The sequence below is a fragment of the Actinomycetes bacterium genome, from assembly GCA_036510875.1.
Taxonomy (GTDB): Bacteria; Actinomycetota; Actinomycetes; order Prado026; family Prado026; genus DATCDE01.
In genome coordinates, this window is sequence record DATCDE010000356.1 from 1 (window position 1) to 12,879 (window position 12,879).

Consider the following 12,879-nt stretch of genomic DNA (forward strand, 5'->3'; position numbering starts at 1 on the left):
CGGGCGGTCTCTTCGATGTCCGTCGTGCTGCCCCCAGTTAACCGGGCCCGTGGCGAAGGATCGGTGTCGCGTCTGGTCGCCAGGGCGACCCGGTCAGGCTCGACGAGCAGCGAACGTGAGGCGATTCGGCGTCTGGGGGGCTGGCTGCGGCACGGCATGACCATGGCTGAGCACGACTCGCGCGGGCTGTGGGATGCGCGAAACCCGGAGTCCATGTTCTATGAGGACGGCGATGCAGACGGCCGTGGGCGGTTTCTGCGGGCCGTCCGGGTGGAGGCTCAGGGCGACTCTGCCAGCCGGGCCCGCAGCAGTGCTGCTCCTTCGAGCGGGTCCGAGTAGCCCAGCCGCCAGACCTGAGCCGCCGCGACAGCGCGATGGACGGTCTCGAATGCCGCGCGCGGCATCTGGTAGTGGTTGAAGGCGTGCCGGAGCAGGACGGCGAGGGCGTCCGTTCTCGGGGCCGCCGTCAGGTCCGCGTGGCCGGGTCGTCGCGCGGTGAGCACGATGTGCCGGAGCCCGAGTGGGTGATCGAGGATCTGCGCTCCCAGCTCCGTTGCGCAGACCACGCGTTCGGCGTTGGCTGCGCCGTCCGGCTCCACGGCAACGGGTGAGCCCAAGAGGCGGAGTGAGTCGTTGCTTAGGGCCAGCGGTCGAGTGAAGGGCTGGACCAGCGCGGTGGTGGTGTCGAGGCACAGAGCCTCGTCCGAGCCGTAGTCGAACCCGTGTTGGAGGCACGCCGCAGTCAGCGTGCTCTTGCCGGCTCCAGATGGCCCGGGAATGGCGATGCCGGCGCTACCGACTCCCACTACCCCGGCATGGATGGCCAGATGACCGGTATGCGTGAGGACTCCGATATTCACCTCGGAGAGGAGGGCGCTCGGCAGCTCGGAGGGGGCGCAGGCGGTGCGCGATCGACCGACGACCTCCCACCCCACCCCCGCGCTTCGCACCGCGATGCGTAGCTTGACGGGTCCAGGCCCGGTCGAGGCGGGGAGGTAGGGACTGAGCAGTCCAACCTTCGAAGCGGGGACGTCGAGGAGGACCGACACGTCGAGCAGTCTCAGGTGGAGAATCCGACGCTCGAGGGTCACAAGCTCACGCCGACTCGGTGCTCAGGACGAAGCCCCCAGCCACCAGTTGGTCAAGTGCTTCCCGGATGCCGTCGCTGACGGTGTTCTCACCGGCCTGGTAGGCCTCTGCCAGTGACTCGATGATCTCCGGGAGCGCGCAGCCGACCTGGACGAGTCGCCATAGGTCGCTCGCCGTCTCGTTAAGGACTGCGACCTGCCACGTCTCAGGGTCCACGAGGCAGATCGATCCGTCCAACTCCCGAGCAATGACTCCGGCCTTGGCCTCGAAGACACGCTGGGTCACCGGTCGAGTCTACGGCGTAGTCGAGATCCACCGTCGGTGTGCCCTGGGGAGCATCCGAACGGACACAATTGCGCCAAGGCATGGGATCGGGCTGCCGGGCGGTGTAGTTTCGCAACGAGGCTGATCCCAGGGGTCAGTCAGAGTGATGATGGGGAGGATCAGGATGGCGCACGAAGACATGTCGCCCCCGGCGGCAGGGGCAACCCGGCGCGATTTCCTGAAGCGCAGCGCGATCGTTGGTGGGGCGGTATGGGCAATCCCAGCCGTTCAGATGGTGTCCATGAGCGCAGCCCATGCGGACTCGCCGAGCGCCCCCAGCAACCCGGGAACGCCATCGACCCCGGGCAACCCTGCGGGCCCCCCGGGCAACCCTGCGGTCCCGCCGGGCGGCCCGGTCACGGAGATACCCCCGACTGCAGGTGCGCCGATCGCGCAGCCAGCCGTGTTGCCGGCCACCCAGCCGGCCGTGTCCCCGAACACCGCGGTGCTCGGCACGCAGGTTCAGGCCGCGGGAACCACCCTGCCGAAGACGGGCGCCGACTTCCCGGTGGCTGCCACGCTGGCCCTGGGTGCGGGTCTGATCGTCGCCGGCAGCGCCGCAGTCGCGTCCTCACGGGAGCAGCCGGCGGCCGACGGCGACACGGATCCGGTGCGACACGCGCGCAGTAGCTAACGGCTGCTGTCGTCGCGCAGCCACCCCGTGGGTGCGCTGTTTCTGGCGCGCCACCGCGCCCATGCGGTGACGCAAACGAACACGGGCAGGCCGGGCAGCGCCTGCGGGTCGCGCGCAGTCGCGACCAGGTCGGCGCGGGACGTGCGGCTGCCGTCATCCGGCCCGAACCGACGCGCGACGTCCTCGGTGCCGTGCAGCACCCTGATCCGGCGCCGGACGAGGTCGTTCACCCGCCTCGGCGCCACCACCGTCACGTCGACGGAGCTGACCTCGACCCGTTCAGAGGGGGCGAACGAGCGGTGCACCAGCAGGTCGTCGGCGACGACGTCCGGGAACTCTCCGAGTCGCTGGACCGCCGCCGGCGACAGCGCGAGCACACCCCGGCCGGCCAGGCTGGACCGCACGGTCGGGAGCCGCTCCCAGAACCGTAGGTAGGACCGGACCGCCCACGACGAGCGAGAGGCATCCATGGTGCGATGCGGGCCGGCGACCCGGGGATCCGGGACGTCGACCGCCGACGCGAGCGCCCGGAGCGCGGCCGCGTCGATGACGACATCAGCGTCGACGAACACGTGCAGAGGTGAGTGCGCCGCCATCGCTCCGGCTCGCAGCGCAGCAGTCTTCGAGGCCTCCGCGATCTCCAGCACCCGCACGCCGAAGCCTCGGGCCACCTCCGCGCTGCGGTCCGAGCAGCCGTTGCAGACCACCATCACGTCGAGGTCGTCCGCTCCGGCCACCCGTGAGAGCAGCCGGCCGAGCGTGGTCTCCTCGTTGTGCGCGGGGATGATGACGCTCGCCGTCAACGGTCGATCATCGGCGGACGCTCCCCCTTGGTCCCCGGTCATCGACCCAGTATGTCGAGCCGACGCGGGGGTAGCCTGGAGTCAACCCCCACCGGAACCCGATTGAGGGGCTTTCGTGCTGTTCGGAAGGACCGTGGATGACCCTTGCCGGGCTGCTCGACGCCGCCGTCGCCGACCCCGCCCTCGCCGCGGTGCTGCGGGCCGCCCGGTCGGGTAACCGCCCGCAGCTGGACGTCGCCGCCCCGGGCGCGCTGCGCCCGCTGCTGGTCGCGGCGCTGGCCGCGCAAGCGCCCACCGGGGCGAACCGCCCGGTGCTCGCCGTCACCGCGACCGGCCGGGAGGCCGAGGACCTGGCCGCGGCCCTGGGCTCACTGCTGCCCGAGGGCGCGGTCGCCGAGTTCCCGGCGTGGGAGACGCTGCCGCACGAGCGGCTGTCGCCCCGCTCGGACACGGTCGGCCGCCGGCTCGCCGTGCTGCGCCGGCTCAGCCACCCCGAGGACGCCGACGCGCACGGGCCGCTGCGGGTCGTCGTCGCCCCGGTCCGCAGCCTGCTGCAGCCGCTGGTCGCCGGCCTGGGCGAGCTCGTGCCGGTCGCTCTGCGCGCGGGTGACGAGATCCCCCTGGACGACGCCGTCGAGCGGCTGGTCGCCGCCGCGTACACCCGGGTCGACCTGGTCGAGAAGCGCGGGGAGCTCGCCGTCCGCGGCGGGATCCTCGACGTCTTCCCGCCCACCGAGGAGCACCCGCTGCGGGTGGAGTACTGGGGCGACACCGTTGAGGAGGTGCGCTGGTTCAAGGTCGCCGACCAGCGCAGCCTCGAGGTCGCCGACGACGGGCTGTGGGCCCCGCCGTGCCGCGAGCTGCTCCTCACCGACGAAGTGCGGGCCCGGGCCGAGAAGCTGGCCGTCGACTTCCCGGGCCTCGCCGACGTGTTCGGCCAGCTCGCCGAGGGCATCGCGGTCGAGGGCATGGAGAGCCTCGCGCCGGTGCTGACCGACCACCTCGAGCTGCTGCCCGACCTGCTGCCCGCCGACGCGCACATCCTGCTGTGCGACCCCGAGCGGATCCGCACCCGTGCGCACGACCTGGTCGCCACCAGCGAGGAGTTCCTGGCTGCTTCCTGGGCCGCGGCCGCGGCCGGGGGAGCCACCCCGCTCGACCTTGGCGCGGCCGCCTACCGCTCGCTGGCCGAGGTCCGTGGGCACTCCCGCGAGATCGACCTGGCCTGGTGGAGCCTGACGCCGTTCGCCCCCGACGAGGAGCTGCAGGTCCCCGACGACGAGGTCGTCGTCATCCACGCGAAGGCCGCCGAGGCCTACCGCGGCGACACCGACGCCGCGCTGGCCGACGTCCGTGGCTGGCTGGACGGCGGCTGGCGGGTGGTCCTGGTCACCGAGGGGCACGGCCCGGCCGAGCGGCTGCACGAGCGGCTGCGCGACGCCGGCATCCCGAGCCGGGTGGAGCCTGACCTGGCGACCGAGCCCGGCCCGGACGTCGTGCAGGTCGCCTGCGGCTCGCTCGAGCACGGCTTCACCCTGGACGACGTCCAGCTGGCGCTGCTCACCGAGACCGACCTGGTCGGCCAGCGGTCGTCCACCAAGGGCATGCGCAGGCTGCCCAGCCGTCGGCGGCACCAGGTCGACCCGCTGCAGCTCAAGCCCGGCGACTACGTCGTCCACGAGCAGCACGGCGTGGGCCGCTACGTCGAGATGGCCCAGCGCACGGTGGCCGGGGCCACCCGGGAGTACCTGGTTGTCGAGTACGCGGCATCCAAACGTGGCCAGCCGGGCGACCGGCTGTACGTGCCCACCGACCAGCTCGACCAGGTGACCCGCTACGTGGGCGGTGAGTCGCCGACCCTCAACCGGCTGGGCGGCTCGGACTGGGCCAAGACGAAGGGCCGGGCCCGCAAGGCGGTCCGCGAGATCGCGGCCGAGCTGATCCGGCTGTACAGCGCGCGCACGGCGTCGCCCGGGCACGCGTTCGGCTCGGACACCCCCTGGCAGCGCGAGCTGGAGGACGCGTTCCCCTACGTCGAGACGCCCGACCAGCAGTCCGCCATCGACGAGGTCAAGGCGGACATGCAGCTGCCGGTGCCCATGGACCGGCTGATCTGCGGGGACGTCGGCTACGGAAAGACCGAGATCGCCGTCCGGGCCGCGTTCAAGGCCGTGCAGGACGGCAAGCAGGTCGCCGTGCTCGTGCCGACCACGTTGCTGGTGCAGCAGCACCTGTCGACGTTCGCCGAGCGGTTCGCGAACTTCCCGGTCGTGGTCAAGGGGCTGTCACGGTTCCAGACCGACAAGGAGGCCGCCGAGGTCATCGAGGGCATGGCGGCCGGCACGGTGGACGTCGTCATCGGCACCCATCGGCTGCTCACCCCGAGCATCCGGTTCAAGGACCTCGGCCTGGTGATCGTCGACGAGGAGCAGCGGTTCGGCGTCGAGCACAAGGAGCAGCTCAAGCAGGTCCGTACCGCGGTGGACGTGCTGGCCATGTCGGCCACGCCGATCCCGCGGACCCTAGAGATGGCGGTCACCGGGATTCGCGAAATGTCCGTGATCCAGACCCCGCCCGAGGAGCGGCACCCGGTGCTGACCTTCGTCGGCGCGTACGACGAGAAGCAGATCGGCGCAGCGATCCGCCGCGAGCTGCTGCGTGAGGGCCAGATCTTCTACGTGCACAACCGGGTCGAGTCGATCGACCGGGTGGCCGCCCGGCTGCGCGAGCTGGTGCCCGAGGCGCGCATCGCCAGCGCGCACGGCCAGATGAACGAGCACACCCTCGAGCAGGTGATCGTCGACTTCTGGGAGAAGGCCTTCGACGTCCTCGTGACCACGACGATCGTCGAGTCCGGGCTGGACATCGCCAACGCCAACACGCTGATCGTCGAGCGGGCCGACCTGCTCGGGCTGTCCCAGCTGCACCAGCTGCGCGGCCGGGTCGGCCGGGGCCGGGAGCGGGCCTACGCCTACTTCCTCTACCCGCCGGAGCGGCCGATGACCGACACCGCCCACGACCGGCTGGCCACCATCGCCAGCAACACCGACCTGGGCGCGGGCATGCAGGTGGCGCTGAAGGACCTGGAGATCCGCGGCGCTGGCAACCTGCTCGGCGGTGAGCAGTCCGGGCACATCGCCAGCGTCGGCTTCGACCTGTACGTCCGGCTGGTCGGCGAGGCGGTCGAGGAGTTCAAGCACGGCGGGCCGGCCGAGGAGACCGCTGAGGTCCGGGTCGAGCTGCCGGTCGACGCGCACCTGCCGCACTCCTACATCCCCGGCGAACGGCTGCGGCTGGAGGCCTACCGGCGCATCGCCGGGGCCGCGACCGACGCGGCGGTCGAGGCCGTGCGGGAGGAGCTGGAGGACCGTTACGGCCCGCTGCCCACCCCGGTGGAGAACCTGCTGCACGTGGCCCGGTTCCGCGCGCACGCCCGGACGGCGGGGCTGGCGGAGGTCGCCGTGCAGGGCTCGCTGGTGCGGTTCGGCCCGGTGGAGCTGCCCGAGTCCGGGGTGCTGCGGCTGCAGCGGCTGTACCCGAAGTCACTGGTCAAGCCCGCCGTCCGTACGATTCTGGTGCCTAGGCCCATGACGGCGCGGGTCGGCGGGCAGCCGGTGCGCGACGTCGAGCTGCTCGACTGGTGCCGGGGTGTGGTGGACTCCGTCCTCCTCGACCGCCCGACCGGGAAAGGATCCCAGTGATCGTTCGTCGACCGATCCGCAAGCTGATCACGGGGGCCGTGCTCGTGGCCGCGGTCGTGGGGCTGTCCGCATGCAACCCGGCCGAGGCCGGGTCCGCCGCCGTCGTCGGCCCGAACCGGGTCACCGAGACGGTGATCATGCAGGACGCCAAGGAGGTCCTCGCCCAGATCCAGGCGCAGAACGCCATCGCACCGTCGACCGACCTGCTGCTGCGCGAGCTGGTGCAGCGGCAGGTCGACATCCGGCTGTACAACGCGGCCGCCGTGCGTGAGGGCATCACCGTCACCCAGGGGCAGGTCGAGGCGCTGATCACCCAGGCCGGCGGGCGCGCCAACGTCGAGAAGAGCTTCGCGACGGCCGACCAGCAGTGGGTGCCGGCGTCCGGCGTCGACGACGCCGCGCGAGTGTTCCTGATCCAGCAGGGGCTGGTCGAAAAGCTGGCCCCGGGGAAGTCGACCACCGAGCAGGCCGCCGCGCTGCAGAAGTACCTCGCGGACCTGTCCAAGCAGGTCGGCGTCAGCGTGAGCCCGCGCTACGGCAGCTGGGACGCCGCCAAGGCGTCGGTCGTGGCCCCGGTCAACGACCTGTCGTCGCCAGCCGCGTCGGCGTCGGCCTCACCGTCCGGCAGCTGACCCTTGCTAGTCGTCCTGCGGGTCTCGCCGCGGGTGGCCGCGGGCCAGCTGACCTGGCCGGCCTGGTCGGCGCTGCGCTCGGCCGACGAGGTGTGGGCGCTGCGGACGGATCCGTCGTGGGTCTCCGCGCTGGCCTTCGGTGGGGTCGCCTTGTCCTCGTGGGGCGACCGGCCCGCGGCCGAGCTGGCGGAGCGCGCCGCGGGGCGGTCCGTCGTCCTGCTGGACGACGGCGGGGAGGCGGCGGCCGGCGCCCTGGCGGAGGTCGGGCCGCACACGGTGGTGGTCGGCTCATTGGACCTGCCCGGGGCCCGGCTGGTCGACCTGGTCGCGGTGATGGACCGGCTCCGCTCGCCCGGCGGGTGCCCGTGGGATGCCGCGCAAAGCCACCACTCGCTGCTGCCGTACCTGCTCGAGGAGACCTACGAGACGGTCGAGGCGATCGAGGGCGGGGACCGCGAGCACCTGCGGGAGGAGCTCGGCGACCTGCTGCTGCAGGTGGTCTTTCACGCGCGGGTGGCGTGGGAAGACCCGTCGGCGCCGTGGGGGATCGACGAGGTGGCCGACGGGATCGTCTCGAAGCTGGTGGCGCGGCATCCGCACGTGTTCGGCTCGGTCGACGCGACCACGGCCGAGCAGGTCGAGGCGAACTGGGAGGAGCTCAAACGGGTCGAGAAGGGGCGCTCGTCGGCCATGGACGGCGTGCCGCTGGCCCAGCCCGCGCTGGCGCTGGCCGCGAAGCTGATGTCCCGCGCGGAGAAGGCCGGGGTGGCGGTGTCGGTGCCGATGCCGGCGGTGCCGTTGGCCTCGTCGGCGTCCCCCGAGGCGATCGGTGAGCTGCTGCTGGACGTGGTGGCACTGGCCCGGGCCGCGGGAGTCGACCCGGAGGCAGCACTGCGCGAGGCCGCCCGAGGCTACGCGGGCCGGGTCCGGGCGGCCGAGGGCGCCTCTCCTTGATCACTGATAGCGGGAGGATCACGCCTTCGGAGGGCGCTTTCCTCCCGCAAACGGTGATCTTGGACGGCGGCGTGTGGTGACGACGGCGGTCGCTGACCTCCGTCAGGGGGAGGGAGCGGGGCGGGACCAGGTGGTGACCAGGTCGATGAGCTCTCGGGCCACCCAGAGCTGTGCTGGCCGCCCCACGCCGCGGTTGCCAGCCTCGAACCGTTCGACGATGCCTCGTCCTGAGAGCATCGTGAGTGCCTCCCGGCCGGTGCGTTCGCTGACACCGAGGGCGGCCGCCACCACGCCGGCCGAGAGGACTGGATGCTCCGGAAGGACGGCGAGCAGCCGGTGGGCCGCGGCATCCATCCGCACCTCGGACAGGCGGCGCTGCCAGTCGGACTGCAGCTGCGCGGCGGTTCGCACCAGGTTCACGGTGGCCGTGCCGGAGTCGCTCACCGTCGTGGCGAACCAGGCCACCCAGGGGTCGACGTCGCCGAGCCGGAACATGGTCAGGCCGGCCAGGTAGCCGCCCCGGTCGGCAGCGATGCGGACACTCACTGGCGGTGGGCTGACCAGGTTCAGCCGCCGGGTGAGCAGCCAGGCGATGAGGATGCGCCCGATCCGCCCGTTGCCGTCTCCGTACGGGTGGATCACCTCGAACTGCGCATGGGCCAGGGCCGCCTGCGTCACTGGGTCGACGTCTTCTCTGTTGGCGAAGCGGACGAGGTCCGCCATCAGTCCTGAGATGTGTTCCGGCGGGGACGGTACGAGGGCGGCGTCGAGCGGGCTGGTGCCACCGATCCAACCCTGTGCGTCCCGCCAGGAGCCCACCAGGTGACCGGGAAGGTGCCGAGCCCCGCCCATCAGCACCCGGTGCCAGCGGTGCAGCGCCTCCACTGTGAGGGGTCGGTCGTGCGCCTCGTCGATGGCGCTGCTGACCGCGGCCAGGTTGTCGGCGACCCAGCGTGCGGTCTCCCCGACGGTCGGGTCCAGCTCGGCGGCGACGACATCTGCGAGCGGCGACGTCAGACCCTCGAGGAACGACGAGGCGACTCCCTCGGCCCTCAGGAGCAGCCGGGCCAGTGCTTCCCATCGCACGGGGAGCGCGTCGCTGCCACGACGGGCGGCGGACGCGGCCTGCTCGGTCAGCCGAACCGTCCGCTCGGTCAAGGACAGAGCGTCCGCATCCAGCGGGTCAGGGACCCAGGCCGTGGTCCGCCGTCCGCGCCAGGTGATCGGAACCTCGTGACCACCCACAGCAGCATCCTTCCGCAATCTCGCTAGTTTCGGAAAACTACGGGTTGATCCTTCCGAATCGTCCGAGAGTTGCACAGGGTCCCGCACAGTCACCGTCTGGTGTCCTGGGGCCGTTCATGTGTAGGCCGGTTGACGTCGCCGGTCGGGGGTGGCAGGGCGATGCGGAGTCCGCGGGCGGTGCTGCCGGCCGGGGTTCCGTCGGGGAGGGTGAACAGCCAACCCGGCCGGTGGGGGTCGGGGGTGATCTTCAACCCGCGCTGGTGGACTTATGTGTGGTGGTACCGGCACAGCAGCGCCAGATTGTCGAGGTCGGTCGGCCCGCCGTCGGCCCAGCGGATGATGTGGTGGGCGTCGCACCAGTTGGGTGGGCGGGCGCAGCCGGGGTAGGTGCATCTGCGGTCGCGGGCGACGACCGCGAGCCGGATCCGGGTGGGCACGGTGCGGCTGGTGCGTCCGACGGCGAGCGGCAGGCCCTGGGGGTCGGTGAGCAGCCGGGTGATCAGCGCGTCGCAGGCAAGTGCGTCGGTGGCGGTGGCGGACAGGGCGCCGCCGCTGTGGGCCAGCTCGGCGGGTGGGGCGCCGTCAACGCCGAGCAGGGTGGCCACTGGGACGTGGACAATAGGTGGGAGCCGCTGCGGCTGCTGCCGGGCGTCGCGTCGGCGTCGGCGGCCAGGCGGGCGAGGTCGGTGAGGGCGTCGGCGCTCAGCTGGGCGGGGGTACGGGTGTCGCAACGCCTCCGGTGTATGAAGGGTGGACTATTGCAATATTGCGCACAGAAGGGCACCTTCATGCAGGAGGGGTGGCGGGGGGTTGCCACGGCCGCGATCGACGACCTGCTTGCCATCGACCCGGTCGAGGCGACCGGGCTGGGCGAGCACGCGCGCGACGACCGGCTGCCCGACCTGTCGGAGGCCGGGCTGGCCGATCACCGACGGATCCTCACCGGGCACCTCGGCCTGCTGGACGGCGTCGACGATGTCAGCCTCGACGTCGCGGAGCAGGTCGACCTGGAGATCCTGCGGGCCCAGCTGGCCAAGCGGCTGTTCGCCGTCGACGAGCTGCGCGAGCACACCTGGAACCCGCTCGTCGCCAACCCGGGCACCGCCCTCTATCTGCTGCTGGCCCGCGACTTCGCCCTGCTGCCCGAGCGACTGACCAGCCTGGCCGGTCGGCTGGCCGCGGTCCCGGAGGCCCTGGCCACCGCGCGGGCCTCGCTCACGACCATGCCCGCAGTCCACGTCGAGACCGCGATCACCCAGTTCCAGGGCACACTCCACCTGCTCGCCACCGAGGTCGAGCGCGCGCTCGAGGCCGAGCCCGCCCTGCGCAGCCAGGTCGAGCCCGCCCGCGCCAACGCCGCCGAGGCGCTCGCCGAGCACGTCGGGTGGCTGCAGGCGTCCCTCCCCGACGCCCACGGAGACCCCCGCCTCGGCGAGCAGCTGTACGCGGCCAAGCTGTGGCACACCCTGGACGACGAGAGCACGCCGGACGCCGTCCTCATCCGAGCCGAGTCCGACCTGATGCGGGTCGAGGAGGAGCTCGCTGAGCTGGCCGGCGGCACCGAACACGTCCGCGCGCTGCTCGACCGGCTCGCCGACGAGGCGCCCGTGGAAGACACCACCGTGCTGCCGCTGTGCGGGCAGGCGCTGGCCGAGGCCACCGCCTTCGTCCGGTCCGAGCAGCTGGTGAGCGTGCCCGACGACGCCGTCCGGATCATCCAGATGCCGGAGATCCACCGTGGTGTCGCCGTCGCCTACTGCGACTCGCCCGGGCCGCTGGAGTCCTGCGAACTGCCGACACTGTTCGCGGTGGCGCCGACCCCGGCCGGCTGGCCGGCCGAGCGGGTGCGCTCGTTCTACCGGGAGTACAACGGCCACCAGCTGCGCAACCTGACGGTGCACGAGGCGATGCCCGGGCATGTGCTGCAGCTGGCGCACGCACGGCTCTACCGGGGGTCGACGCCGGTGCGGGCGGCGTTCGGGAGCGGTCCGTTCGTGGAGGGCTGGGCGGTGTACGCCGAGGAGGTGATGGCCCGGGCGGGGTTCGGCGGGACGGCGGTGCGGGCGCAGCAGCTGAAGATGCAGCTGCGGACGGCGATCAACGCGATCCTCGACGTGCGGGTGCACACGCGGGGGATGTCTGAGGCCGAGGCGATGGCGCTGATGACGGTCCGGGGGCATCAGGAGGAGGGGGAGGCGGCGGGCAAGTGGCGTCGGGTGCTGCTCACGAGTACCCAGCTGCCGACGTACCACGTGGGGTACGCGGCGGTCAGCGAGCTGGCGGCCCTCCTGGCTCACGCCCGCCCGGGGTGGAGCGTCCGGGAGCGGCACGACACGCTGCTGGCGCACGGCTCCCCGCCACCGCGGCACCTGCGCACGCTGCTGCGAGGTGAGTTCTGAGTCCACCCTGCACGAGCGGAGGCGGAGCTGCTCCCCGAAGGCAGAGCTGCGACGGTTCGTAACTTCGTGACAGCGACCTGCGAATTGCAGGCCCGTTCGTCCTCCCGGAGTACGTGCCAGCCAGTCGTCCGACCTCTATCGTTGAGCACATGGACCTTGCGACGGAGGAACTGCTCGACCGCTTCGCGGCCGTGCTCACCGATCTGGCTGACCGCCATGGTCTGTCTAACCTCCGTCAGGCGGGACATGGGGCCGTCGTCGCCGATGTCGCCCCAGGCCGCACCTATCTCGATCTCGCCGACTTCGAGCTCGAGGCGGAGTCGGTGCTGGGCGCGGCGCTGTCCGTCATCCCCTCCGGCTCGCCGCACGGACGTGACGTTGCCGGACGGCCACTTCGGGCATCGACCGCGGCATGAGTGACGCCCCTGCGGGGGTCGCGGAGCTCGACGCCGCGCTCGAAGCGCTCGAAGCGCTCGAGATCATCAGAAGACTCACTTCGGAGGGGCGGGCTGCCTTCGATGCTTCGGAGGACCGGCGTCTCGCCCTCGCCTTCTGCCGGGTTTCGGTCGGCAGCGCTCTCAAGCAGTTCAGCCGCCTGCGCGAGGTCCCGAGTGGAAGCAAGCCCTTCGCCGGCCCCAAACGGATGCGGGACAAGCTTGCATACCAATCGGTGGGTGCGCTGTCACCAGACGTGTTGTGGGAGACGTGCGCGCGCGACGGCGACCAACTCGCCGGCCTGCTAGCCGATCTGCGACGTGCGCTCGAGCAGGCTCCTCCGGTGGCTCCGGCTAACGCCCCACTCGACAGCGGGGCGAATCGTGAGCGTTCGAATGCGCCCGCTCACGCTCACGCTCGCCGAGCGGGGCCTGCAGTCTCCGACGGTGAGTCTCGGCGCGCTCCTGAGAGGGGGGAAGCCAGCTGTCGCCGGCTCGACGGACGTGACCCTGGAGGACTACACGGGCGGGATCCTCTCCGGTGGCTTCCCCGGGATGCGCGCATCGACCGGCCGGGCGCAGCGGGCCATGCTCGACGGGTACCTCGAGCGCATCATCGACCGGGACTTCCCCGAAACGGGACGGGCGGTGCGCGACCCCGCCG

The 12,879-nt window shown here is 71.9% G+C and carries 12 protein-coding genes; 7 read left to right on the forward strand and 5 right to left on the reverse strand.

The genetic code is table 11. The annotated features are described in order from the left end of the window. Nucleotides 1-278: 278 nt before the first annotated feature. Both VIM19_20375 and VIM19_20380 read right to left on the reverse strand, forming a co-directional pair. Nucleotides 279-806: a hypothetical protein gene (locus VIM19_20375; GenBank protein HEY5187192.1), complete on the reverse strand. Its 528-nt coding sequence runs from the start codon at nucleotides 804-806 to the stop codon at nucleotides 279-281. A gap of 289 nt (nucleotides 807-1,095) precedes the next feature. Beyond that, the gene (locus VIM19_20380; GenBank protein HEY5187193.1) at nucleotides 1,096-1,374 is read right to left on the reverse strand and encodes a PqqD family protein; all 279 of its coding nucleotides are present in this window, start codon (nucleotides 1,372-1,374) and stop codon (nucleotides 1,096-1,098) included. Between the two features lie 466 nt (nucleotides 1,375-1,840). On the opposite strand from VIM19_20380, the gene VIM19_20385 reads away from it, so the two are divergent. Next, entirely contained in the window at nucleotides 1,841-2,047 is a 207-nt protein-coding gene (locus tag VIM19_20385; protein HEY5187194.1) for an LPXTG cell wall anchor domain-containing protein, read from the forward strand. Here VIM19_20385 and VIM19_20390 read toward each other — a convergent pair. After that, nucleotides 2,044-2,850 carry a glycosyltransferase family 2 protein gene (locus VIM19_20390; protein HEY5187195.1) on the reverse strand — a complete coding sequence of 269 codons (807 nt, stop codon included), beginning with the start codon at nucleotides 2,848-2,850 and terminating at the stop codon, nucleotides 2,044-2,046. The two genes, VIM19_20385 and VIM19_20390, sit on opposite strands and share 4 nt — an antisense overlap. 137 nt (nucleotides 2,851-2,987) lie before the next feature. Between VIM19_20390 and mfd the strand changes: the two genes are divergently transcribed. From mfd to VIM19_20405, 3 genes are read left to right on the forward strand one after another with little or no spacing between them, the layout of a single operon-like run. After that, nucleotides 2,988-6,551 (forward strand): transcription-repair coupling factor, encoded by a 3,564-nt coding sequence (mfd, locus tag VIM19_20395; GenBank protein ID HEY5187196.1) that lies wholly within the window; start codon nucleotides 2,988-2,990, stop codon nucleotides 6,549-6,551. Then, the gene (locus VIM19_20400; protein HEY5187197.1) at nucleotides 6,548-7,183 is read left to right on the forward strand and encodes a hypothetical protein; all 636 of its coding nucleotides are present in this window, start codon (nucleotides 6,548-6,550) and stop codon (nucleotides 7,181-7,183) included. The genes mfd and VIM19_20400 overlap by 4 nt, the downstream gene beginning before the upstream one ends. A 3-nt stretch (nucleotides 7,184-7,186) precedes the next feature. Beyond that, entirely contained in the window at nucleotides 7,187-8,137 is a 951-nt protein-coding gene (locus VIM19_20405) for a MazG family protein (GenBank protein ID HEY5187198.1), read from the forward strand. A 102-nt stretch (nucleotides 8,138-8,239) separates the two neighbouring features. Here VIM19_20405 and VIM19_20410 read toward each other — a convergent pair whose 3' ends face one another. Together VIM19_20410 and VIM19_20415 are read right to left on the reverse strand one after the other, a co-directional pair. Further along, on the reverse strand, nucleotides 8,240-9,295 hold the full coding sequence (locus VIM19_20410) for a Fic family protein (protein ID HEY5187199.1): 1,056 nt from the start codon (nucleotides 9,293-9,295) through the stop codon (nucleotides 8,240-8,242). Nucleotides 9,296-9,648: 353 nt separating this feature from the next. Continuing rightward, complete coding sequence (locus tag VIM19_20415; protein ID HEY5187200.1) at nucleotides 9,649-10,113, reverse strand: HNH endonuclease; 465 nt, start codon at nucleotides 10,111-10,113, stop codon at nucleotides 9,649-9,651. Between the two features lie 57 nt (nucleotides 10,114-10,170). Here VIM19_20415 and VIM19_20420 point away from each other — a divergent pair, with 57 nt between their 5' ends. The 3 genes from VIM19_20420 to VIM19_20430 form a co-directional block, all read left to right on the forward strand. Continuing rightward, entirely contained in the window at nucleotides 10,171-11,781 is a 1,611-nt protein-coding gene (locus VIM19_20420) for a DUF885 domain-containing protein (GenBank protein ID HEY5187201.1), read from the forward strand. Nucleotides 11,782-11,930: 149 nt separating this feature from the next. Continuing rightward, nucleotides 11,931-12,197: a hypothetical protein gene (locus VIM19_20425; GenBank protein ID HEY5187202.1), complete on the forward strand. Its 267-nt coding sequence runs from the start codon at nucleotides 11,931-11,933 to the stop codon at nucleotides 12,195-12,197. 402 nt (nucleotides 12,198-12,599) lie between these two features. Further along, nucleotides 12,600-12,879: AAA family ATPase (locus tag VIM19_20430; protein ID HEY5187203.1), on the forward strand; the 280-nt coding region annotated here is incomplete at its 3' end.